We start from the raw sequence: 23,955 nt of genomic DNA, 5'->3' as shown, positions 1-23,955 counted from the left end.
AGGGGCCTTGCATCCATTCCACACACGGCGTCGCAGCGGCCGCGTCAACCTTCGGATGAGTCACACCACAGGTGCACCCTGACATGAGTGGCCACTGCCCGCCCTGTAGCGCACAGGAGATGGGCCATGCTTGCAACTTCATCGCACAATCCGATTCGACATCCCTCGCAGCGCAGCCGCAACCTGCTGCTGGCGATTGCACTGGCCAGTCTGGCGGTGGCAGGCTTTGTGCTGCCCTTCGTGTGGGATGTTTTGGGTGCCGTCGATGCCATGCCCAAGATGGCCTGGCTGCAGCAGCTGCTCGTCAATGTTCCTATCTTCAGCTGGATGATGATGTTCGTCTGGGGCGCGACGATTCCGCTGATGCTGCTGTTCATGCTGCACCAGTCACCGCACCACCGCATGCGCAACGGCTTCTTCGTGCTGGTGCTGATGTTCATCGCCATCACTTGGTATGTACACATGCCCTCGGCTGGCCGTTGTGATGTGCTCTACCCCAACGCCGAACTCGCCTGCAGTGCCATGCGCTGGGGCTTCAGCACCAGCCTGGGTCTGGCGACCGCTGCCTATGTGTTCGCGGTGTTCGTGGTGGGCTTCTCGTCGGTGGGACTGTTTGCACAGTGCATCTCGGACAAACCGGCGCATGCGGCCTGATGGGCACCTGATCGCGCGCATTGCCGACAATTGCAATAGAGATCGCAGGGGATTGCACACCAGGAGCCCCCTGCATCCTTTACAATAGTGACCGGGTGCCCTTGGCGCAATGGTGCGTCGGGGCAGGTTTGTTCAGCGCTGGTCGGGCCGCCAGCGCACATTGCAATCCACGGCGCAAGTCCGTGGATCGGACCTGCCCCTGTCATGACCCAGCATTTCTCTCGCGGGCCTGCGGCTTCGCGCGCGCCCGTCTTTCTCTCCGTCACCGACCGCATCGCGGCACAACTCGCCCGCATCATGCATTCCGACGCCGCTGGCGGCGTAGTGCTGCTTGTGGCCGCTGCGGCAGCACTCCTCTGGGCGAACTCGCCCACCCAGGATTCTTACCACGCGCTCTGGCATGCGGACTTCGGCATCGCTCTCGGCAGTCTGCAGTTCTCCCAGAGCCTGCACTTCTGGGTCAACGACGTGCTGATGACGGTGTTCTTTCTCATCGTCGGCATGGAAATCCGGCGCGAACTGCACAACGGCGCGCTCGCCGATCCCCGCCAGGCGCTGCTGCCCATGCTCGCCGCGCTCGGCGGTGTGGCCGTGCCGGCGCTGCTCTATCTGGCCCTCGTGCCTGCGGGCAGTTTCAGCAACGGCTGGGCCATTCCTACCGCCACCGACATTGCCTTCGCGGTCGGCGTGCTGGCACTGCTCGGACACGGCCTGCCGCCCGCGCTGCGCGTGTTTCTGCTGACGCTTGCCATCATCGACGACCTCGTCGCCGTGCTCATCATCGCGCTGTTCTATTCGGGCGGTCTGCAGTGGAGCATGCTGCTGTTCGCAGCCGTCGGTCTGCTTGGGGTCTATGGACTGCAAGCGCTGGGAATTCGCCGCGCGTGGAGCTATGTGCTGCCCGGCGCATTGCTCTGGTGGGGCATCTGGCAGACGGGGGCCCACCCGACGCTTGCGGGCGTGCTGCTCGGCCTCATCACGCCGGTGCATATGCTTGCAGGGCGCGAAAGCGCTGCGCCCGTCGAGCGCGTGGCCGCGTCGCTGCATCCGTGGGTGACGTTCGGGATCATGCCGCTGTTCGCGCTGGCCAATGCGGGGGTAACGCTGCAGGGCGGTGCGGTGGATGCAGCATCCTCCGCCAGCCAGCCCCTGATGCTCGCGGTGGCGCTCGCACTGCTGCTGGGCAAGCCCATCGGCGTGCTGCTGGTGAGCTGGCTTGCCGTGCGCCTGCGGTTGTGTGCGCTGCCTGCGGGCATGGGCTGGGCGCATCTGCTGCTGGCGGGGCTACTCGCAGGCATCGGCTTCACCATGTCGATCTTCATCGGCACGCTCGCCTTCAGCGACGCGGCCCTGCTGAACAAAGCCAAACTCGGTGTGCTGCTCGGCTCGGCCGGTGCGGCCATTGCAGGCCTGCTCTGGGGTTTTCACTTGAAGCGCAAAGCGCCAATCTCCGAGCCGCACTCTGACAATGCTTCACAGGAGTTGCGCAAAGACCCCGTGACGCCCTAGATAGAATTACCGCTCATTTGGTCCCCATGCACGCACTCACGCCAGACTTCCTCACCGCATTCGGAATGACGGCTCTCGCCGCTTGGACCGTGTCGTGGGTGATGTGGATTCTGGGCCGCCAATACTGGCGCCAGGGAATGTCTCAAGCGGTCTTGAGTACGGTGCTGCTCGGCTTCGCGTACATCTTCTTTGCGCTGCAAAGCAAACTGGGGATGATCGAGCTGCAAGTCACATCCAAGACCCTCATCACTGCGGCGACTGCCGCATTCACTATCGCACTTCAGCGCTTTCGGCAGAGCACGGACTGGAAGCGCGACAGCATCACCATCATCGCGCCACTGCTTGCGTCGTCCATTCTTGCCATCATCTCGCTGTCCGCCGATACGGGCATGTTCAATCGCACCCAGACCGTCGTCACCGTGCTGCAGACTGCCTATGCGCTGAGTGTGCTGTTTCGCATGCGCGCCAACACGCCCGGCCTCGGCTGGGTGTTGGTGACTGTGGCGACCTGCGTGCAGATCGTGTCGCTTGTGCCACTGGTGTTTTCCAGCCATCGGCCTTCGCCCTCGTTCGGCAACGATGCTCCCATCGGAGCTTTGCTCGCGATGTGGGGCGTGAGCCTGATGCTATTTCTCAATTTGGTCGTCACTTTCATCGGCTTTCTGATCATGCTGCGCGACCGGCAAACGGCGCTCGAGCGTCACAAGGCACTGCTCGATCCGCTCACCCAACTGCCCAACCGTGCTGCGCTGGTGCGCGACATGACCAAGGCTCTGGACGCCGCTGCGCGCAGCGAGAGGCCACTGTCGGTGATGATCATGGACATCGATCACTTCAAGCGCTTCAACGACAAGTTCGGACACCTCGCGGGCGATCAGGTCATCCAGCTCGTCGCACGCATCCTGCAGCAGCAATCGCGCGAGCGTGACGTGGTCTCACGCTACGGTGGTGAGGAGTTCGTGCTGGTGCTGCCCAACACCGATCCCCACGAGGCCCAAAACATGGCGATTCGCCTGTGCAATGCCATCCGCAACACGCCGCTCAAACTGGCCTCGGGCAAGGAGCTGCATATCACCGTGAGCGTCGGCGTGCATGCGGGCGTGCCGCCGCAGGGCGTCGGCTGGGAACCACTGATCGAGGCCGCCGACGCCGCCATGTACCACGCCAAGCGCAAGGGCCGAGACCGCGTGGAGATCTCCGTCACCCCATAGTCCTGCACGCCGCGCTCGCCGTCGCCTGAACGCGCATTTGCTGGCGAATACGCACTTTGCAATCGTTTCCACGTTGCAAAGTGCCAATGGCATAGGCAGTTTTACAGTTCAAAGTTAAACTGCATTGACAAACAAATTGTTGCAGATGAACTCCTTCCGGCCCGACTTTCTCACCGCCTTCGGCATGACCGCGCTGGCCGCGTTCACCGTGTCGTGGGTGATGTGGATCCTTGGCCGCCAGCATTGGCGGCAGGGCATGTCGCAGGCCGTTCTGAGCACGCTGATGTGCGGCGTGGCCTACACCTGCTTTGCCTTGCAGAGCAAGCTGGGCATCATGGCATTACAGGTCACTGCCAAGATCCTCATCAGCGTCGCGATTGCGGCATTCACCATTGCACTGCAGCGCTTTCGCCAGAGCACCCACTGGCCGCGCGACTGGGCAACGATAGTGCTGCCCATAGCAGGCTCGCTGTTTCTTGCAGCGCTCTATGTGCCCAAGGACCTGCCCGGCTTCAACCGCATGCAGACCGTCATCACCGTGCTGCAGACGTTCTCCACACTTCAGGTGCTCTATCGCATGCGCCCGAGCACGCCCGGCATCGGCTGGACGCTGGTGACCGCATCGGTCTACGGCCAGATTCTGTCCATCGTGCCGCTGGTTTTCGTAAAGGACAGGCCCTCGCCCGGCGTGAGTGCGGACATGCCGCTCGCCAGCCTGATCGCCATGTGGGCGCTGTGTCTGGTGCTGTTTCTCAAGCTGGTAGTGACCTCGATCGGCTTTCTCATCATGTTGCGCGACCGGCAGGCGGCACTAGAACAGCACAAGGCCATGCTCGACCCGCTCACGCAATTGAACAACCGCACCGCCCTGATCCGCGACATGACCAAAGCCATGAACATCGCCGCGCGCAACGAGAAGCCGCTGTCTGTGATGATCATGGACATCGATCACTTCAAGCGGGTCAACGACAAATTCGGCCACTTGGCGGGAGACCAGGTGATCCAGCTCGTGGCGCGCGTGCTGCAGCAGCAGTCACGCGGCAAGGACGTAGTCTCGCGCTACGGTGGTGAGGAGTTCGTGCTGGTGCTGCCGGACACGCTTCCGCACGAGGCCCTGATCGCCGCACAGCGCATGTGCCGGGCGATCCGCAACACACCACTCGTACTGCCGTCCGGGGAAAAACTGAACGTCACCGTGAGTGTGGGTATCTTCTCGGACGTGCCGGTGCTTGGAGCACACTGGGAGCCCATGGTGGAAGCCGCTGATGCGGCGATGTACCGCGCCAAACGCAGCGGCCGCGATCGAGTGGTGATCTCGGCATCCTCCAAAGGTGCCACGCCTGCGCTGGTGGCCGTGGCCTGAGTTGCACTCCGCGCGAAGGGCCGCGCCAATCCGCCACGGCGTACGATGGTTTGCAGCGCGGAGCTATATTGCCAGCAACGCAACGCTCAACACAGGAGTCAAACCATGCCCGTCTTGTGCCGCCGCAGCCTCATCGCGTCCGCCACGTGGCTCGCATTCGCCACCGCGCTGACTGCATTCGCCAGTGCCTCCGTCGGCCAGAAGGCTCCGGAATTCACACTCGCAAGCACCAACGGAAAACCCGTGAAACTCGCCGATTTCAAGGGCCAATATGTGGTGCTGGAATGGACCAACCCTGGCTGCCCATTCGTGCGCAAGCACTACGAGAGCGGCAACATGCCGTCCACGCAAAAGCTCGCCAAGGAGCAAGGTATTGTCTGGCTCGCCATTAACTCAACCGAGACGGCCAGCGGCGATTATCTTGAGCCCTCCAAGCTCGCCCAGTGGATCAATGCCGACCATAAGGGCATGCCCAGCGCCATTCTCATGGATCAGGATGGCATTGTCGGCAAGGCCTACGGCGCGCGCACCACGCCGCACATGTACATCATCAATCCACAAGGCACGCTGGTGTATGCGGGCGGCATCGACAGCATTCCTTCGGCACGCAAGGAAGACATCGACAAGGCCATGAACTATGTGAAGGCCGCGCTCACCGACATCAAGGCGAGCAGACCCATCGCGCAGGCGTCGACCAAGCCCTACGGGTGCAGCATCAAATACAAGGACTGAAAGGCGCTTCAGCCTTTGTCGGGTACGGACTGTCGCATCCGTAACCGTCCGGATGTCCGCGCCTACGCCGGAGCCATACACTCGGTCCATCATGCTTCAAACACCCGACACCGTCAGCACGCTGCGCGAGATTCTCACGCAGTGCCGCACCATCGCCGTGGTAGGCCTGTCGCCGCAATGGCACCGCCCCAGCCACTTCGCCGCCAAGTACATGCAGGCGCACGGCTACCGCATCATTCCCGTGAACCCACTGGTCGCCAAAGAAGGCGGCGAAGTCCTTGGCGAGAAGGCCTGGACCAGCGTGACCGAAGCCGCCGCCGCGCTGAAGCAGGACGGTGTGCACATCGACATGGTCGACTGCTTCCGCAAGAGCGAGGACATTCCTCCAATCGCCGATGAAGCCATCGCCATCGGTGCGAAATGCCTGTGGCTGCAACTCGGCGTGTTCGCGGGCGATGCCACGGGAGCGAAGGTCGAAGCCGCAGGTCTGCAGGTGATACAGAACCGCTGTGTGAAGATCGAACACGCGCGCCTTTTCGGCGGCCTCGGTTGGATGGGAGTGAACACCAAGGTCATCTCCGCCAAGCGCCTGCAGCAGTTGCCGTATTGAAATAGCACAGCCCATCTCCCATGACAGATTCCACACAAAAAAATGGTGATCGCGAGTTCGGTTTCGGCACGCGCGCCATCCATGCCGGTGCGCAGCCCGACCCCGTGACCGGCGCACGCGCCACGCCGATCCACCAGACCACCAGCTTCGTCTTCGACAACGCCGAGCACGCATCGAGCCTGTTCAATCTGCAGACCTTTGGCAACGTCTACAGCCGCATCAGCAACCCCACGGTCGCGGTGTTTGAAGAGCGCATCGCCAGCCTCGAGAACGGCCGCGCAGCCATGGCCTGCGCAAGCGGCATGGCCGCGCAGATGGCGGCGCTGCTGGCAATTCTGAAGAACGGCGACCATATCGTCGCGGCCAGCACGCTGTATGGCGGAACGGTCGGCCAGCTCGGCGTGGGCTTTGCGCGCATGGGCATCACGACCACGTTCGTAGATCCCGCCGATCCCGACAATTTCACGCGTGCGATGCAGCCCAACACGCGCGCCGTCTACGCCGAAACCATCGGCAACCCGCTCGTCAACGTGATCGACATCGCGGCAATTGCCGAAGTCGCCCACGCGCACGGCGTGCCGCTCGTGATCGACAACACCGTCGCCAGCCCCTACCTGTGCAACCCGCTCGCGTTCGGCGCCGACATCGTGGTGCACAGTGCCACCAAGTACATCGGCGGCCACGGCACAACCATGGGCGGCGTGATCGTCGAGGGCGGCAAATTTCCGTGGGACAACGGCAAATTCCCCGAGATGGTGGAGCCCAGCCGCGCCTACCACGGGGTGAAGTTCTACGAAACGTTTGGCGACTTCGGCTACACCATGAAGGCACGCATGGAGGTCAACCGCACCTTCGGCGGCGTGCTCTCGCCAATGAACGCCTGGCAATTGCTGCAGGGCGCGGAAACGCTGCATCTGCGCATGCGCGAGCACTGCCGCAATGCGCTGGCCGTGGCACGCCATCTGCAGCAGCATCCGCTCGTGGAATGGGTGAACTACCCAGGCCTCGAAAACTCGCCGTATTTCGATCTCGCGAAGAAGCAATTCCGCTGCGTGGATGGACAACCGGGCGCGTCCGGCATCCTCACCTTTGGCGTAAAGGGCGGCGCGGCGACGGGCGAAAAATTCATCGACGCTTGCGAGTTCCTGAGCCACCTCGCCAACATTGGCGACGCGAAAACGCTGGTGATTCATCCGGCCTCGACGACGCATCGGCAGCTCACCCAGGAGGAGCTGCGAAAGGCCGGTGTGTCGCCCGACATGGTCCGCCTCTCGGTCGGCATCGAGGAGGTGGACGATATCCTCTGGGACATTGATCAGGCACTCACGCGATCGCAGCGCTGAACCAAACCACCAGAGCACTGCCAACGGAAGGTTGAGCAAGCACAACAGGCATCAGACACCCAGCTCGACTCTCTCAACCGATGTCACCAAAATGAACAAAGCCCGCGGCGCTCATCGCGCCTGCGGGCTTGGGGTTACCCACGCTGTCTGCGGGTCAGCGGGCGGCTGATGCGCCGCGTCGCGTGCGCTGTCGCCATCCGGTCCACGCCAGCATCATCAGCGAAAGGATTGCAAGCGCCTGCCATTGGTTCACGGGGACTGGAACGGGTGTCTCACCGGAGCCGTTGCCATCGGTGGAGACCGCCATGGCCCAATGGATCGAGGCCGTTGCACCGGTTGACAACGTGACGCCCGGCTGACTCACCGTGGGCAGGACACTGCTCCACCGGTAACCCGAAGCTGCAACAGGAAGCGGAGCGCCATCGAGGTTGATCGCGCATTTCGCGCCCACGGGAACACCACTCACAATGCCATTTGCCTGTGCGTTGATAAGCACCACTCCGCTGGCGGGATAACGGGTGCCTGCGGCAGGCAGGTCACACAGGGCATACACCCCCACAGATCCGGAGTAACCACCGGGTGCCCCCGCAACGGTGAAGTTCACAAGCAAGTCGGCCACATCACGCTCGAGCGTCCACGTGAATGTGCTCGCCACGGTCTGACCACTCACGATGGTGAGCGTAGCGGGCGCAATCACGGGTGTCGTGCTATTCCAGCGGTAGCCAACAGGCGCGGCGGTAATCGGTTTGGCGGGATCGAGTTGCACCACGCACACCGCATCAACCGGCAAGGCGTCGAGCTGCGCCGACAAAGCGCTGGTCATGGTCGCAAAGCCAGTGGCCGGATAGCGACTCTGAGTGCTGCTGGCTGGATCGGTGCACAACGCAAACATCCCCGCCTCCGGCGCGAATCCGGAGGGCAAAGGTTCACCCGAGATCACCATCGCTGCGCTCAAGTTGCCCGTGGTGCTGGGCACACACGGGAAGGTCACGTCGTCCCGTGGGTGGCCCGGCGCAGCACCATCGTAGGCCACGCTCGCCGCACCTGACGCGGTGTTGTAGCGGAAGGCGGCGGAGTTGTTGATTACGTCGGGGCCGCACTTGAGCGCAGGATTGCTGCGCACTACAAAATCAACACTGATAGAGCCGCCTGCCGACAGCATGAACGCGCCCCAATTCAAGGTGGTGTCACCTGCCTGAGGGAGCTGAGCACTGTCGAAGGATCCACCGCCGGTGACCACCGGAACGCTGCTGGAGACCAGCACGAAACCGGTTGGCAGAGCATCAGTCAGACGCCCCAAGGTGATCGCGTCACCGTTGGCCGGATTGCTCACCACGATGTTGTAACGCACGTTCGCGCCCGCTGCGGAGATCACAGAATCACTCGTGGACTTGAGCACCGTCGGTTCGCGACCATTGATGGTGAACTCCACATTGGAAGTGTTCGATCCTTTGTTCTGGTCATAGAACTCCACATCGTCCAGCGTCAATGTAGCCGTGTTGGACCACACTCCTGCCTGGGCCGCCGCTCGACCGAGGATGACATAACTCACCGCCGATCCCGCTTTCAGAACGGATGTATTGATCTTCAGCGACCGCGTTGCGGCGTCCCAGGTGATGCCATTGCCGAACGTGGCGCACTGCGTGACGACATCGCCAGCCGGCACACGCGTGCATGCGAACTGGCCGGGCGTTGCCGGGTCGAACACGAAGCCTGCTGGCAGCACATCTTCGATCATCACGCTCGTCACATCCCTGCCGCCTTGATCGACGGCCGGAGCGGTAGCGGTGAGGCTGAACGACAGCGGCGCATTCACATCCACCGAATTCGACTGCGTACCATTGACCGTCAGCTGCTTGTTGACCGTGAGGTCTTCACAGACTGGCGATTTGTCAGTTGACGCTATCGCGTCGTTGGGGTGAGGATCATTGGCAGGCTCCAAGTATGAATCGTGGCTTGCAATAGAGGTCGTGATCTCCATACGCGTTTGCGCGCCATTGGGGCATTGCGGCGGGTATCCAATGGGCAGCAGCGTGAACTCATAAGTCAACGACCCATTCACCGGAATGGTGAACGGATTGCTCATGCCAAAGGCATCTCCAAGATTCGGGGCTATCCAATTCGCTTCGAATGGCTGCTGGAAATTGGCAGGCACACTCAGTGTCGGGCAGGTCGCATTGTTGCTGGCGACGCATGTCATATTCGCGCTCGCAAAGCGCACAGGGGTATTGCCGTTGCGATTGAAAAAGAATTGCACCTGCGCCGGGCCCTGGGAGCTCCCTGTCCATACGAGGTCATCCGCACCATGGTTGGTGTAGGTGAAGCGCACCACATAGGGTTCACCAAACTTCACCGCCGCAGGCATGGAATCGATTCTGCTTTCCAGATCACGCGTGGGACACGCTGGCCGTGGCAGGTTCAGATTCGAGTCTTCCGATCTCGTGCTGTTATTGCCAAGGTCGGAGTCAACCATCGCCAGGCCAGAACCCGGATCAACGCCATTGGGATAGATATCCGGCATGACGAACAGTCGCCCAAACCACGTGTCGGGGCCGCAACGGGGCGTGCTTACCTGAGCCAGAGAGACGTTGATCCTCATGCGAATCTCGGTTCCCGCAGGAAAATTGGCCACCCTATTGTTCGCGTCCGGGCAGTTACTGCCACCCGAAATGCATTGCCAACCTGACGAAGTGACCTGAACGCTTGGATCAATGATGTGATTGGCAAAAAGTGGGTTCAACTGGGCCGGCGTGTCGAGCGGCCCATTGTTTCTGAACACGATTTCGTAGGCATAAGGTGTATTCAATGCCAGCACCAATGGCGGTGCCTGCGTGATCTCCACCGACAGATCCGTCAAAGGACAGGGAGGCAACTGCACGCTCGCTGTGGAGAGTTGTTCATTGCTGTAGTCAGACATGGATCCGGCCGAATAGCGGGAGCCCACCGAGACAATACCTTTGATCACCCCTTGGTACGAAGCACCGCAGGTTTGCGTGACTGAAGGCTTGGCGATCTTGAAGCGCATGGTGACCACCACCGAGCCACCCGTTGGCATCACGGGGACCCGGTCCTGATAGATACCGGTTTGCCCGTACCAGGTGTCGCCGCCCAGCTGAATCGGAGCCGCCGGGCACTGCGCCCCATTGCTGGACGCGCAGTCAATCTGCAGTCCAACCAAAGTCCAGGGCGAGTAGCCCATGTTGACGGTATCGCGCGTATACAGTTCTCCACGAATGAAGGCGCCATGCGCGGGACCCGGACCGTTGTTGACGTAGGTGTTCTCGATCACGATTTCATCGGTATCGAATGCGAACGTCGTGATCGGCGAAAGAATTCTGGACGTGATGGCGATGTCGTAGGGCAGATAAGTGACCGTGGTATTGCCGTGGGACGACGAAGTGGCCCCTCCTGCGAGCGTGAGACTCGCCACGGTCGCGATGGTGCCGGGATTGGGATAATCGGTGACGTCCACTTTGGTCGGCACTTGCCCCGTCACGGAAACCACCACCACTTGACTTTGTGCCAGATCGTTGATGTTCCCGTTGATGACGTTGCCATTCACCGTGAGGCCTGAGACCTGGGCGCAGGCGCCTGGCGAGCTGGCGGCCACATTGCAAGTCACGGAAAGCTGCATCAAGCTGGTGTCCACCGTAATACTGAACGTGCTGGAGCCCAAGGCCGTCGTGAGCGAACTCATCGACACAGGAATGGTGATCACATCCCCGCCCACCGCAGCATTGGGTGCGGTTACCGTGACCGAGCCCTGCGCATGCGCGTTGCCCGCCAGCAGCAAAACCCCCAAGAGGAGAAGCCGCCAGATGCTGGCATTCCAGCGCTCACAAACTACCCAACACCTGCCGAATCTCATAGCCCGCTCCTTGAAGTCACTTCACGCCACGAGGCAGATTAGACAACTACTATTTACAATAAATAACGATAGTTTCCAACGCTATCACGACTGAATGAAAAACCAAAGAGGGGGATGAGCGCTTGACAAAATTTGACAGAACGAACGAGGGGACGCGTTGTTCCAGAACGCACGTCCAAGGTACATAAATGAAAAGCGTCGACATTCGCATGTCGACGCCTTGTTGAACGGGGCACTCAATGAGTGACCGCTCATCGGGTCATTTCTTCGCAGCCTTCTCGACCTTGTTGGCCAGATCGCCCGCTGCAGCCACCACCTTGCCCGCATTCTTCTCGATCACGCCTTCCACCTGCATCTTGGTGTTGCCGATGGCCTTGCCCACGGTTTCCTTGATGGCGCCCTTGGCCTCTTCCACACGGCCGGTCACTTGTTCCTTCTTCATGTCGAACTCCTTTGTTGGGGTGAATGTGTCATCACACGAGGAATGTGCGCTCATGTAGCAACGCGCCCAATCGGTGCAGACGCCTCGGCGATGTCAGCAGCTGGACGACATGACTGTAGTCAAGACTTCGATGATCAGAATGCCTGCGCACGGGGCATTCGCATCCCATTGCAGTCACACCCTGCGACAATCACGCCCCATGAGCTTCTCTCCCTTGACCAACGACACGTTTCTTCGCGCCTGCCGCCGTCAGGCCACCGACTACACCCCGCTGTGGCTGATGCGTCAGGCTGGCCGCTACCTGCCGGAGTACAAGGCAACGCGGGCGAAGGCGGGCAGTTTCATGGGGCTGGCCACCAATGTGGACTATGCGACCGAGGTGACGCTGCAGCCGCTGGAGCGCTTTCCGCTCGACGCCGCGATCTTGTTTTCCGACATCCTGACCGTACCCGACGCCATGGGCCTTGGCCTGTCGTTCGCCGAGGGCGAAGGTCCGCGCTTTGCCAAGGTCGTGCGTGACGAGTCCGCCGTGGCCGAGCTCGCCGTGCCGGACATGGACAAGCTGCGCTACGTGTTCGACGCCGTCACCAGCATCCGCCACGCGCTGAACGGCCGCGTGCCGCTGATCGGCTTCTCGGGCAGCCCGTGGACACTGGCCTGCTACATGGTCGAAGGCAAGGGCAGCGACGATTACCGCACGGTCAAATCGCTGATGTATTCGCGCCCCGACCTGATGCACCGCATTCTGGCGGTGAACGCAGACAGCGTCGCCCAGTACCTCAACGCCCAGATCGACGCGGGCGCGCAGGCCGTGATGATTTTTGACAGCTGGGGCGGTGTGCTGGCCGACGGCGCGTTCCAGGAATTCAGCCTCGCCTACACCAAGCGCGTGCTCTCGCAACTAAAGCGCACTGGCGTGGATGGCTTGGATGTGCCGCGCATCGTCTTCACCAAAGGCGGAGGCATCTGGCTGTCCGACATGCATGCGCTCGACTGCGAGGTCCTGGGTCTGGACTGGACCGCCAACCTTGGCAAGGCGCGCGCCATCGTGGGCGACTGCAAAGCGCTGCAAGGCAACATCGATCCGAACGTGCTGTTCGCGCCACCCGCGCAGATCGCTTCCCAGGTCAAGGCGGTGCTCGAGAGCTTTGGCGCGCCCCATGTCGACCGGTTGACTACGGGTCCCACACACATCTTCAATCTGGGCCACGGCATCAGCCAGTTCACACCGCCCGAACATGTCGCCGCGCTGGTGGAAGCAGTGCATGGCCATTCCCGAGCCATGCGCCAAACGCTCCTGAAAAAAGCGGATTGAAAAGCACAAGGTACTGGGAGCTTCTTGCTCCCAGTCATGTACTTATGCACAAATTTCGTGGTGCGGTGTTTTAAACACAATTTGTTTCATCCATCTACGCAAGCATCATTCCCATCGGAGGATGGATTTTCAAGCTGTTGATTTTCAACAGCTTTTTTCATGTCCACGGGGTGTCAGAGGCCTTCTCAATTGGCGCCATGACTACGCCTGGCACGGTCTTGCCGGTCAATATCAACAAAGTTATCCACAGAAATTTGCAACCCGGGTGCTTTTCCACCAAAAATCAATCACTTAGCGCCGAAACCGCAAGCAAAATCCCAATCCGCAAGCGTTCATTAGCACAATTTTCAAGCTTTCATAGGCCTTGACAGCGCAGTTGTGCACATGTTGGAGCGAGCGAGGCCGGTCGCTTGCAACAGCTCATTGCCGCCTAATACGTTCATTGCAATGCAACATAGCATATTGATTTAATTGATGTTTTTTCAATGTCTTGTTGATGTCAACCGGCACGCATCGCGCCTGACAATTGAGCACAAAGGAAATCACTCGCCAGTAGTTAACAAAGTTATCCACAGAATTGACTTTCGATTGTGGAAAATCAGTGTTTTCACCATGGCGCCTCGAAATGTCGCATGATCGGACCCCGCAAATCCGGCAGGTGACCTCTCACCCCCCCAACCCGCTTTGACGGCTTCATGACCATCGAGACAGCAGACGAATCCCTCTCCTCCGCCCCCGAAGCCCCCGCGAGCCATGCGCTTTGGGTGGCGGTGGCTACGCCTGCACACAGTAGTGTTTCGGAGCCGCTGTCCTATCTGAGTCCGGCGCCACTGCCCCCCGGAACCCTGGTGCGCGTGCCGTTGGGCCGCCGCGAGGTGCTGGGCGTGGTCTGGGACTCACCTGCAGGCAACGAGCCCTCATTGCCCCATGGCGTTCAGGCTCGTTCCGTCTTGGGCGTGCTGGAAGGCATTCCCCCTCTGAACGAGAGTTGGAGGCGGCTGACCAGTTTCACCGCGCGCTACTACCAGCGCGCTTTGGGTGAGGTGGCGCTGGCGGCACTGCCACCACAGTTGCGCGACCTGACGCCCGAGCAGATGGCGCGGCGCATCAAACGCAAGGCAAAGGCGGACAAGGACGGGGCACTCGGCCCCGAGGCGGCGTCCGCGCTGCCGCCCATCCAATTGTCTGAGGAACAGCAGCAAGCCACCCGGCAGATCGCCTCCGAGCCCGGCCCGTTCCTGCTCTACGGTAGCACCGGCAGCGGCAAGACCGAGGTCTATCTGCACAGCGTGCAACAGGTGCTAGCAGCCAATCCGCAGGCCCAGGCGCTGGTGATGGTGCCGGAAATCAATCTCACGCCCCAATTGGAAGAGCGTTTTTTGGAACGCTTTGCGCCAATCTACGGCGAGTCGGCCGTGGTCTCCATGCACAGCGGCATGACCAATCCGCAGCGCCTGAAAAGCTGGACGGCAGCGCACATGGGCGAGGCGCGCATTGTGCTCGGCACGCGCATGGCGGTGTTCGCGAGCATGCCCGGTCTCGCGCTCATCGTGGTCGACGAGGAACACGACGCGAGCTACAAGCAGCAGGAAGGCGCCCGCTACTCCGCCCGCGATCTGGCCGTGTGGCGTGCACGCGAGCAGAACGCCAAAGTGATTCTGGGCAGCGCTACGCCGTCGCTCGAAAGCTGGCACGCCAGCCGCCCGCCGAGCGCAGAAGATCCACAGGGCGGACGCTACCTGCGGCTGAACATGCCAAGCCGCATTGGCGCGGCCGAGCTGCCGCGCGTGCGCCTGGTCGACATGAGCCAGCAGCCACGCGGCGCGGTTTTCTCGCCGCCGCTGCTGCGCGCGATCACCGAGCGCGTCGAGCGCGGCGAGCAATGCCTCGTGCTGCTCAACCGCCGAGGCTTCGCGCCCGTGCTGCATTGCAAGGACTGCGGCTGGAAGAGCGACTGCCCGCACTGCAGCGCGCACCAGGTCTTCCACAAGATCGACCGCACGCTGCGCTGCCACCACTGCGGTTTCACCCAGCGCGTGCCACATGCCTGCCCGAGCTGCGGCAATGTCGACATCTCGCCGATGGGGCGTGGCACCGAGCAACTCGAAGAACAGCTCGCCGCGCTGCTGCGCAACGTGATCACGCCCGAGCGCCGCGCCGCCCGCGTGGCGCGCATCGACGCCGACACGACCAAGAACAAAGGTGCACTGGAAGAACAGCTCGCCGCCGTGCACAGCGGCGAGGTCGACGTGCTCGTGGGCACACAGATGGTCGCCAAAGGACACGACTTCCGCCGCATCACGCTGGTGGCCGCCGTGCAGCCCGATGGTGCGCTGTTCAGCAGCGATTTCCGCGCGCCCGAGCGTTTATTCGCGCTGCTCATGCAGGCCGCAGGCCGCGCCGGTCGGGATGCGCACTACATCGCCGCGCAGGGCGGCAATCCACCCGAAATGTGGATACAGACCTGGCACGCCGAGCACAGCCTCTACGCCGCGCTGCGCCGACACGACTATCCGCGCTTCGCTTCGGAGCAGTTGCAAGAGCGCACCGACGCGGGCATGCCGCCCTTCGCCTACCAAGCGCTGGTACGGGCCGATGCGCGCACGCAGGAGGCCGCGCAGGCCTTTCTGAACGCGGTGAGCGAAGCCGCACGCGAGCGACAGTTGCCCGGCATCGAGCATGTCTTTCTGTTTCCGCCCGTGCCGATGGCGGTGCAGCGCGTGGCCAATGTGGAGCGAGCCCAGATGCTCATCGAGAGCACCAACCGCAGCGCGCTGCAGCACTTTCTCGCAGCGTGGCAGGAGGTGCTGCACGCCGCCCGTTCAGATCACAAGGCGGTGATCCGCTGGCTGGTGGATGTGGACCCGCAGGCGATCTGAAGACGCTGCGGTAGAGACGTCAGCGCAGCGCCTCGACCACACGCGTCCACCCCATACGCTGTGCCAGTTCCAGCGCGTTGTCGCCCTGTGGCGTGCGCTGGTTGTGGGCGTCGGCACCGAGCTGGCGCAGCACCTGGACCGGGGCGAGATTGCCCGCGAGCGCGTCGCGCTGCAGCAGCGTCCAGCCGTCGTCCAGCGCCGCGCTCACCATGTCGGGTTGCTCCTTCAGATCCGAGGCATAGCGCTCGCGCATGTTCTCGCTCATCGGATGCTCCTTCTCGCGCGCCAGCCTCAGCGCCTCGTCGAACGGCAAGCCGCCGGGCGCGACGGCCTTCTTCCAGAGGCGGCTCAGCCTGCTGGGCTGCTTGGGCGCAGGAACTTCGTACGGCGTGATGTTGCAGAGCGCCGGATCGGGAAACGGCTGCCCCCAGGCCGCGTCATGCTCGGCCCGCTCCCCCGGGGCCATGGCCGCGCGGATCGCCTGCACTGTGAAGCCGCCGCAAAGCACACCCACGCTGGTGTACATCCAGTCCTCCAGATCGGCGAGCGGTGCGGACACCTCAGTACCGCTCTGCAATTCGGGAATGAAGTTGGCATTGTTGAGCAGCGAGCCGCTCAGCACATGCCCGTCGAACTGCACATCGCTCACCCACATGTGCTCGAACGCTGGCGCGCCGTGCGCGGCCTGCGCCTCGGCGCTCACCGCGAACGGCAGCTTGATAGCCGCGAAATCCAGCCCTGGAACGATGCGCCGATATTCCCAGGACAGCTCACGCCAGAAGAAAGGAAAGCTCTGCTGCGAGCGCTGAATGGCTTGCTGCATGGCGGGGTCATGTCGTTCGCTGCTCATCGTGCTGTTCCAGTTGATGAATGGGCTTATGCCGGGGCCGGGGCCGAAACCCACAGCGCGGCCACCTGGTCACTCTTCCTCGTCATCCGCTTTGCAACTCTTGGGCAGCGCCTTCTGGATGCGCTTGCCTTCGCCGTAGCAGTGCCACAGCACCTTGCCGCCCTGTTCGGAAGGCACGAGCGTGAGAGTGCCAAGCTTGGTTTCCTTGCTCAGGCTCATGGTGCTGGAGTCGTAGTCGAAACCCGCAGCCTGACTGGCGGAGATGCCCGCGTCTTCCAGAGTGTCGGGCACTTCTTCCTTGCTGGCGTAGTACTCGCCGAGTGCCGTGCGGGCGGCCGACGAATTCGTCCACTCGTTGGTCAGTTCGGCTCGGCCTTGGTACTCGTGATAAGCGGGGATCGCCGCCGCGGCGCCCATGCCGATCACGGCGACGATCATCATCAGGATCACCAGCCCAGCCGCACCGCCGCCCACGCGTCCCGCGTAGGGAATGAAGAACGCGAAGATGTACGAAAAAGGGTTGCGGCCCGGCATCTTGATCTCGGGGTTGAGAATGCGTGCCACGCGCTTGGTGAGCCATGGGTAGCCGCTGATCAACTCATGCAGATCGGCGAAGAAGCCGCGATTGGTCATGGTCTGGCGCGCGTAGCTCACCAGATTCACGTGGCGCCACTTGTCGGAGCCCGCAGCCAGCACCGACATCGCACGTGCTGCCACTTCGGCGGACGTGCAGCAGGCGCGGCCATGCATGTCGCAGGTGTATTCCTTGGCGCGCGCATAGGCCGCGCCAATCAGCGGCAGCCACAGCACGGGCGCGCGCCAGATGTGGCCCGTCAAATGGCCCTGCTTGATGTGGCCGAGTTCGTGGCCGAAGTAGAAGTTCACGCCGTCGGGCAGGTCGTTCATCGCGTCGACGGTGTCCGACAGCACGATCACGAATTCACGCCCCAGGAAGCGCGTCGCGAAGGCGTTCATCATGCCGTCGCCCTGCAACAGATAGGCCTCGGGCGGCTCCTTGATGCCCAGCTTGTCGCAGCAGCCGATGTACTGGGCATAGAGCAGCGGCAGTTGCTCCTCGGACAACCGCACGCCGGTGCCTCGCAGCCAGGCGATCAGCGCCGACTGGGCGAACAGGTAGCCGATGAAGCCGAACAGCACGTAGATCAGGGCCACGCCCACAGTGCCCACAATCAACAGAATCCAGACGATGATGCCCAACACCAGCGTGATCCTGCCCAGCGATTTCTCGCGCGGATAAACCAGATTGCCCATTGCTCTCCCTCTCTTAGATGTGGCGCGTAGTTTGCAACCAAAATCAAACAATTAATAGATCGGCGCAATCATGCCCAAGGAATGTGCATTTGCACATGACCACGCATCCGCCACGCCCCAAGTTCGCACAAGTGATGCATGACCACAACAGTCCGCAGCCATCGCTCCTTGCGCCGCCGCTCGATGAGGAACCCCGTGGCACGAATGCTGCATCGCTGCGTGACACGCACATGTCAGGGTATGCACCGATGCTCTGTCCGCGCCGCTTGGCGCATCGTGCGAGGCTCGCGGCGCACGGCCCACAAGGTCGATTCGGCGCCTCGGAATCCCATTTTCTGGAGCAAACATGGTTATCCAATCGTTTCGCAAATCTGTTGCAGCCACGGCCGTTGCCGTATCCCTTCTGAGCGGCCTGTCCGCCCTGCCTTCCCTCAGCTTTGCGCAGGACTCATCCGCCGCCTCGGCCGCCGCCTCTGCGGCAGCCAAGGCCGCCAAGCCCAACGTCGTCGTGCTCGCCACCGGCGGCACGATTGCCGGCGCAGGCGCATCGGCAATGAACAGCGCCACTTACTCCGCCGCCAAAGTACCTGTGGACAAGCTGCTGGCCGGCCTGCCCGAGCTCGCCAACGTCGCCAACGTCAAAGGTGAACAGGTCTTCCAGATCGCCTCGGAAAGCTTCACCAACGACAACCTGCTGACGCTCGCCAAGCGTGTATCGGCTCTCGCCAAGCAGAGCGATGTGGACGGTATCGTCGTCACCCACGGCACCGACACGCTGGCCGAGACCGCCTATTTTCTGAGCCTCACCGTGCAGACCGACAAGCCCGTCGTCGTCGTTGGCTCCATGCGCCCCGGCACGGCGCTGTCCGCCGACGGTGCCCTGAATCTGGTCAACGCTGTGAGCGTCGCAGGTGCCAAGGACTCCAAGGGCAAGGGCGTCTTCGTCACCATGAACGACGAAATCCAGACCGCACGCGACGTGAACAAGGACATCAACATCAAGACCGGTGCCTTCACCAGCCAGTGGGGCCCGCTCGGCATGGTCGTCGAGGGCAAGAACTACTGGTTCCGCGCCCCCGCAAAACGCCACACGACGCAATCGGAATTCAACATCGACAGCATCGACAAGCTGCCCCAAGTCGACATCGTGTACGCCTACGGCAACGTCCAGCCCACCGCGGTCAACGCGCTGGTCGACGCAGGCGCCAAGGCGATTGTCCACGCGGGTACCGGCAACGGCTCGGTGGCTGACCGCATGGTCAAGCCACTCCAGGACGCGCGCGGCAAGGGCGTGCTGATCGTGCGTTCATCGCGCGTGCCGTATGGCTTTGTGTTGCGCAATGCCGAACAGCCTGACGACAAGTACGACTGGGTGGTGGCGCATGACATGCGGCCTGAAAAGGCGCGCATCTTGACTATGTTGGCGTTGACCAAGGGGGTGAGTACTTCAGAACTGCAACGCATGTTCTGGGAGTATTGAACCCCCTCGCGCCCTCTCCTGTTCTTGCTCTCTCTCCCGCTTGCTAGGGGAGGTTTGGGGTGGGGGCGGTGTTCTGTTTTTTCTTTCTACTGGGGGTTGAGGGCGGAGGCCGGGAGTTCCGCCCGGCGGCGGAGTCACTTTTTGGTCTTGCCCAAAAAGTCACCCAAAATGCGCTTTTCAATACCCGCGGCAGAACTCACTTCGCGACTGCGCCGCTCCGTTCGGGCAACCGCCGCGAGTCAGAATTTTCATAAGAGGAATATTCGGCACATCGCTTCGCTCGTGCCGCTCATCTCGCGACTTCGCGAAATGTTGGTGTGCCAGTTTTGTGTGATCAGCTGACAGAAGCGAGATCGTCCTCCGGCAAAAGCGCAGCGGGCGTTTGAACCCCAACGCAGCCATGCGAACGCCCTCGGCACGAGCGCAGCGACGTGCCATACACACCTCTTTCAAAACTGACTTCCGGCGGTTGCCCGAGCAGAGTGACGAAGGAACGCCGCGAGTTCCGCCGGAGGTATTCAAAGCGCGTTTTTGATTACTTTTTGCGCGCAAGCAAAAAGTGATTGCCCCGCCGGGGGCAGTCCCGGCCTCTGCCCTCAACCAAAAAGCAGAAGCCCAAAAATCAGACCATCAACGCCACAGCCAAAGAAAAAGAAAAGAACGCCAACGCAGTCGACACAAGGATGACCCGCGCCACCCGTCCCCCGTGCGCCCCAAACCGCTCCACCAACAACGCCACATTGCTGGCACTGGGCAAAGCAGCCAGAAGCACAAGCACCGTCACAGTAAAGGGAGAGAGCGCCACGCCGAGAGTAATCGCCGCCTGACACCCCAGCCAGATCAGCAGCGGATGCACGAGCAGCTTGGCCAGCGCGAGCGGCACGTATTGCAATACGGGCACCTGCTCATGCGCGTTCATCTGCGACCGAGCGAGCACCGCGCCAATCGTGAACAAGGCCACGGGAGAAGCAGCACCCGCTAGCATGGCGATGGTCTTGTTCACAGGCTCGGGCAGTTGCCAGCCGACCGCAGAGGCGAGCGCACCCAGTGCGATGGACCAAGGCATGGGATTGGTTGCCATGCCGCGCAGGGCGTTCTTGACCGCTGTGGCTGCACTATGAGCGTCTGCGCCATCCAGCCGTGAAAGGGCGATGCACAGCGAAGTCGTGATGATCATGTCGATCGCCATGGTGAGGATCACAGGACCTGCGCTCTGATCGCCCAACAGCGCGACCAGCAAGGGCACGCCCATGAAGCCGGTGTTCGGAAAGGCCACGACCAGTGCGCCGAAGGCGGCATCGTTCCAGCCGATGTTGCCGCGCTTGGTGAGCGCGATGGTGGCGGCGACCAGAATCAGACCGCACAGCAGGTAGACGCCCGCAACCGCTGGATCAAGCAGCTGGCGAATCGGGGTCTGCGCGCCGAAGCGGTAGAGCATGCACGGCAGCGCGAAGTACAGCACGAAGGTGTTGAGCCCGCTGATGGCTGACAGCGGCAGCACCTTGCCCCGTGTGGCCAGATAGCCGCACAGCACCAGGGCAAAAAACGGGAAGGTGACGGAGAAGACGGACAGCACGATGCGGTGGATTGTCGCCGCAGCCGGCCGTTCGCGTGTGCGCAGCCAAACCACGGGCCGGAAAACGAAAAAACCCGCGCTGTCTGGCGCGGGCTCCAAATCCGGTCACATGCTCAATGCCATCGGACCGAGAGAGTGTGAGTACCTGTGCGAAGCGGGTACGTTGATTGAAACACTCGTCCGGATGGATGTAGCCGTCCCTGTCAAATGAGGGAGACAAACACCATCCGATGAAGCACAGGGGTGCTGGCGTCAGACAGCCAGAGCTTGCTCTACGTCCTGCACCTTGCGGCGAGCCAGCGCCAGATTCGCCTTGGACTTGTCCAGCACCAGATAGACGAACAGGCCGTCGTGCTTTTGCAGCGGACGAATGATGTGATAGGCCTTGCCCAACGTGATCAGGATGTCGTCGATGCGGTCGTTCAGGTTCAGCGACTTCATGGTCTTGAGCTTGGCGCGGACCACTTCGGTGTTGCCTGCAGCAGCCAGTTCCAGGTCGACTCCGGAACCGATGCTGCCCAGCAACATGCCGCTGCCGCTGTCGACCACTGCAGCGCACTGTGCGCCGTCGATTGCCATGAGTTGGGACAGAGATTCTTGAATGCTAGCCATGTGTTTTACCTCTTTGTACAGATGCTTCAGAAATAGGATCCATGCGCTGCGGGCCCTGCCCTCACTCCTCAGCGCGGGACACTCAAACTCACTCAAACTCACTCAAATCATCATAAATTCAGACGGTTAACTCAGAAATGATTCGAGTACTGTAACGTTTGCATACTTTCTGATCCATGTCAAACGTGCAAACGCGCAGCCATTTGTGAACTAGCTTCAGCTACGGCCCAAAGCGCACGACCGAGCACGCCTTCCTTCTTCACAACCAGACACAGAATGCAAGGGAATTGACTAGGAACGTTCTGAAAGACGGCCGTTCCGTCGTCTGTTTCAAACGTCAGGCGACGGGTGCCGCTGTGTCCGATTTCGGAGGCTACGGCGCGCGCCATCGCCATCATGGAGCCCGCCATGGCCGCCATCTGTGATCCATCCTTGTTGTGCAGTTCGCCGTGAGAGGCGATCACAAATCCGTCAAGGGTAGAAAGCAGCGCGATCTGGACTTCCGGGAAAGGGGTGAAAACGCTGTCAAGAATCTGTCGCCCTGTTGCCGCAACCAGCGGAGGGACCACAGTGGACGCTTTGCTCATCATTCCTCGCTTTGCAAAGACAACATCGATGCCAGCACACCGATGGCATCGAGCAATTGATTTCGGTCGCGTGGATCGGCTTGCAGCACCGGCACCACACCGTGCCCTGCCTTGGTGAGCGCCGCAGCAAACACATCCACCACCGCTGGGGACGCCGGACGGGCGTTGAGAATCAGAACCACGGGCTGCTGCTCCAAAGCGGCGACGCCCTGAAGCAGATACGACGCCTCCTGCACGGCCGCGGGATCATTGGCATCCACCATGATGAAAATGCCCATGGACACTGAAAGTATCCATTGGCGTACAAACGAGAATCGCTCCTGGCCCGGACAGCCGCATACCTGTACGCGCTCTCCATCACCGAGGTCGATCTCGCCAAACTCCGTGCCGACCGTCGTGAACTCCTTGGCATTGCTTGCGCGATCCAGGTTCACCACGTCGGAAGAAACCATTTTGTCGCCGCAAAGGGAGCGCAGCGCCGTTGTCTTGCCGATACCCATTGCCCCCACCAAGGCAATACGGGGAAGAGAATCCATCACCACTTAATTTCGGCCTCCGACTCGAACCCAGCGCGTCAGGCGCTGAATCAAACCCGTGCGCACCGGCCGACCACGATTGACCTGCTCCTGGGCAGCGTTGCTGGACATTGCCACAGCCGTCTTGTGCGCCGTATGACGCAGCACGCCACGGCGATTGAGACTGGTGATCAGCGCACGGGCGGTCTCTTGATCGAGACCGCTGTGACCACACAGCTGGCGAATATTGATGGGTGCACGCGTGAGCAACGCCATGGCGCGCACGCAGGCTCCCGTGTTGTATGGGGCATCCAACGACACCCAGCTCGTAAGCTGGTACTGATCATCCGCACCGTCCTGCGCAGCCGGAACGGCTGCTTCCACGACGGCAGCCACCTTGGCTGCCGCCATCTTCTGGCGCGCGGACCAGTCCATAAGAAACACCGCTGCGCGATCCAGCGCATCGATGAGATCCGACACCGTGAATTCCGCCGGCAAATGCGACACCCAGCGCCCCGCACGCGACTTTTCCGCGACGCTCGCAGATTGACCGACGTAAATCACACAAGGCGTAGACGCAGGCACGACTTCACCCAAAGAGGATGCATCAAGCAAAGTCAGCTGCGCCTCGCCCGTGGAAGCACGCTTCCACTCGATCAGCGACTTGCGCGCAGCGACACCGAAAAGAGCAACGAATCGATCCAGATATGCCGGAGCAAGAAGATCTGGAGCAACCCCCGCAACGTTATGTTTCATATTTATTCCACCTGTAAGACCGTGGCAATGAAAAAATTATATCGGCGCAGAGAATTTCATTAATACCCGCTAACGCCCAGTTGCCACTTTCTTACTTGCAGCTGACATTTGTTTACCGTCCATGTGCTATCCAAGTCATTGCGAAACCAATGATTTGGTTTCGAGCAGATCTATGAAACATTGAATCGAACGAATTGCGGTGACATATTCCGCTGCTTCATGGAACAAACTCATTGTTTGGAGCCCTGAAAAGAGGCTTATTCCGTCCCTTAACCGATTGCATGAGCTGAGCGGCGGGGAATGTTACCCAATGTTTCTTACTGCGTGGTAAAGACACTTAAATGAGCTGGGCATTCGCTATTAAGAATTACTACCAACTTC

19 protein-coding genes are annotated in these 23,955 nt (G+C 61.3%); 10 read left to right on the top strand and 9 right to left on the bottom strand.

The genetic code is table 11. From position 1 onward, the window contains the following. Window positions 1–126: 126 nt before the first annotated feature. The 7 genes from G7047_RS27245 (at window position 127) to G7047_RS27215 (ending at window position 7,422) form a co-directional block, all read left to right on the top strand. Entirely contained in the window at window positions 127–654 is a 528-nt protein-coding gene (locus G7047_RS27245) for a hypothetical protein (RefSeq protein ID WP_166311428.1), read from the top strand. A gap of 204 nt (window positions 655–858) precedes the next feature. Continuing rightward, window positions 859–2,163, top strand: coding sequence for a Na+/H+ antiporter NhaA (gene nhaA / locus G7047_RS27240; RefSeq protein ID WP_166311427.1), 1,305 nt, complete (start codon window positions 859–861; stop codon window positions 2,161–2,163). 26 nt (window positions 2,164–2,189) lie between these two features. Further along, window positions 2,190–3,374 (top strand): GGDEF domain-containing protein, encoded by a 1,185-nt coding sequence (locus tag G7047_RS27235; RefSeq protein ID WP_166311426.1) that lies wholly within the window; start codon window positions 2,190–2,192, stop codon window positions 3,372–3,374. A gap of 145 nt (window positions 3,375–3,519) precedes the next feature. Beyond that, on the top strand, window positions 3,520–4,737 hold the full coding sequence (locus tag G7047_RS27230; protein WP_166311425.1) for a GGDEF domain-containing protein: 1,218 nt from the start codon (window positions 3,520–3,522) through the stop codon (window positions 4,735–4,737). 105 nt (window positions 4,738–4,842) lie between these two features. Further along, entirely contained in the window at window positions 4,843–5,469 is a 627-nt protein-coding gene (locus tag G7047_RS27225) for a thioredoxin family protein (RefSeq protein WP_166311424.1), read from the top strand. A 91-nt stretch (window positions 5,470–5,560) separates the two neighbouring features. After that, on the top strand, window positions 5,561–6,079 hold the full coding sequence (locus G7047_RS27220) for a CoA-binding protein (protein ID WP_166311423.1): 519 nt from the start codon (window positions 5,561–5,563) through the stop codon (window positions 6,077–6,079). Between the two features lie 20 nt (window positions 6,080–6,099). Further along, window positions 6,100–7,422, top strand: coding sequence for an O-acetylhomoserine aminocarboxypropyltransferase/cysteine synthase family protein (locus G7047_RS27215; protein WP_166311422.1), 1,323 nt, complete (start codon window positions 6,100–6,102; stop codon window positions 7,420–7,422). A gap of 154 nt (window positions 7,423–7,576) precedes the next feature. On the opposite strand, the gene G7047_RS27210 is transcribed toward G7047_RS27215, so the two are convergent. Together G7047_RS27210 and G7047_RS27205 are read right to left on the bottom strand one after the other, a co-directional pair. After that, the gene (locus G7047_RS27210) at window positions 7,577–11,290 is read right to left on the bottom strand and encodes a DUF5979 domain-containing protein (protein WP_166311421.1); all 3,714 of its coding nucleotides are present in this window, start codon (window positions 11,288–11,290) and stop codon (window positions 7,577–7,579) included. A gap of 259 nt (window positions 11,291–11,549) precedes the next feature. Beyond that, window positions 11,550–11,732, bottom strand: a complete 183-nt coding sequence (locus G7047_RS27205) for a CsbD family protein (protein ID WP_166311420.1) — start codon at window positions 11,730–11,732, stop codon at window positions 11,550–11,552. Window positions 11,733–11,931: 199 nt separating this feature from the next. On the opposite strand from G7047_RS27205, the gene hemE reads away from it, so the two are divergent. Both hemE and priA read left to right on the top strand, forming a co-directional pair. Beyond that, entirely contained in the window at window positions 11,932–13,047 is a 1,116-nt protein-coding gene (gene hemE, locus G7047_RS27200) for a uroporphyrinogen decarboxylase (protein ID WP_166311419.1), read from the top strand. A gap of 695 nt (window positions 13,048–13,742) precedes the next feature. Continuing rightward, entirely contained in the window at window positions 13,743–15,926 is a 2,184-nt protein-coding gene (gene priA / locus G7047_RS27195) for a primosomal protein N' (RefSeq protein ID WP_166311418.1), read from the top strand. Between the two features lie 19 nt (window positions 15,927–15,945). Here the strand turns inward: priA and G7047_RS27190 are convergent, their stop codons facing one another. Together G7047_RS27190 and G7047_RS27185 are read right to left on the bottom strand one after the other, a co-directional pair. Then, window positions 15,946–16,776: a DUF2314 domain-containing protein gene (locus tag G7047_RS27190; protein WP_166311417.1), complete on the bottom strand. Its 831-nt coding sequence runs from the start codon at window positions 16,774–16,776 to the stop codon at window positions 15,946–15,948. A gap of 69 nt (window positions 16,777–16,845) precedes the next feature. Continuing rightward, window positions 16,846–18,048 (bottom strand): M48 family metalloprotease, encoded by a 1,203-nt coding sequence (locus G7047_RS27185; protein ID WP_166311416.1) that lies wholly within the window; start codon window positions 18,046–18,048, stop codon window positions 16,846–16,848. A gap of 346 nt (window positions 18,049–18,394) precedes the next feature. Between G7047_RS27185 and G7047_RS27180 the strand changes: the two genes are divergently transcribed. Beyond that, window positions 18,395–19,528, top strand: a complete 1,134-nt coding sequence (locus G7047_RS27180) for an asparaginase (protein ID WP_166311415.1) — start codon at window positions 18,395–18,397, stop codon at window positions 19,526–19,528. A 622-nt stretch (window positions 19,529–20,150) separates the two neighbouring features. Here G7047_RS27180 and G7047_RS27175 read toward each other — a convergent pair. The 5 genes from G7047_RS27175 to G7047_RS27155 all read right to left on the bottom strand — a co-directional run bounded on the left by G7047_RS27175 (window position 20,151) and on the right by G7047_RS27155 (window position 23,574). Continuing rightward, on the bottom strand, window positions 20,151–21,104 hold the full coding sequence (locus G7047_RS27175) for an AEC family transporter (RefSeq protein WP_166312288.1): 954 nt from the start codon (window positions 21,102–21,104) through the stop codon (window positions 20,151–20,153). 252 nt (window positions 21,105–21,356) lie between these two features. Continuing rightward, complete coding sequence (locus G7047_RS27170) at window positions 21,357–21,716, bottom strand: hypothetical protein (protein WP_166311414.1); 360 nt, start codon at window positions 21,714–21,716, stop codon at window positions 21,357–21,359. Between the two features lie 179 nt (window positions 21,717–21,895). Further along, complete coding sequence (locus tag G7047_RS27165) at window positions 21,896–22,306, bottom strand: roadblock/LC7 domain-containing protein (protein ID WP_166311413.1); 411 nt, start codon at window positions 22,304–22,306, stop codon at window positions 21,896–21,898. Continuing rightward, a complete protein-coding gene (locus G7047_RS27160) occupies window positions 22,303–22,839 on the bottom strand; it encodes an ATP/GTP-binding protein (protein ID WP_166311412.1) in 537 nt (178 codons plus the stop codon). Before G7047_RS27160 ends, G7047_RS27165 begins: the two co-directional genes overlap by 4 nt. Window positions 22,840–22,845: 6 nt before the next feature. Continuing rightward, window positions 22,846–23,574 (bottom strand): hypothetical protein, encoded by a 729-nt coding sequence (locus tag G7047_RS27155; RefSeq protein WP_166311411.1) that lies wholly within the window; start codon window positions 23,572–23,574, stop codon window positions 22,846–22,848. Between the last annotated feature and the right edge of the window lie 381 nt (window positions 23,575–23,955).

The organism is Diaphorobacter sp. HDW4A, from assembly GCF_011305995.1.
Lineage (GTDB): Bacteria > Pseudomonadota > Gammaproteobacteria > Burkholderiales > Burkholderiaceae_C > Diaphorobacter_A.
This window is presented reverse-complemented; position numbering and strand designations above follow the sequence as displayed.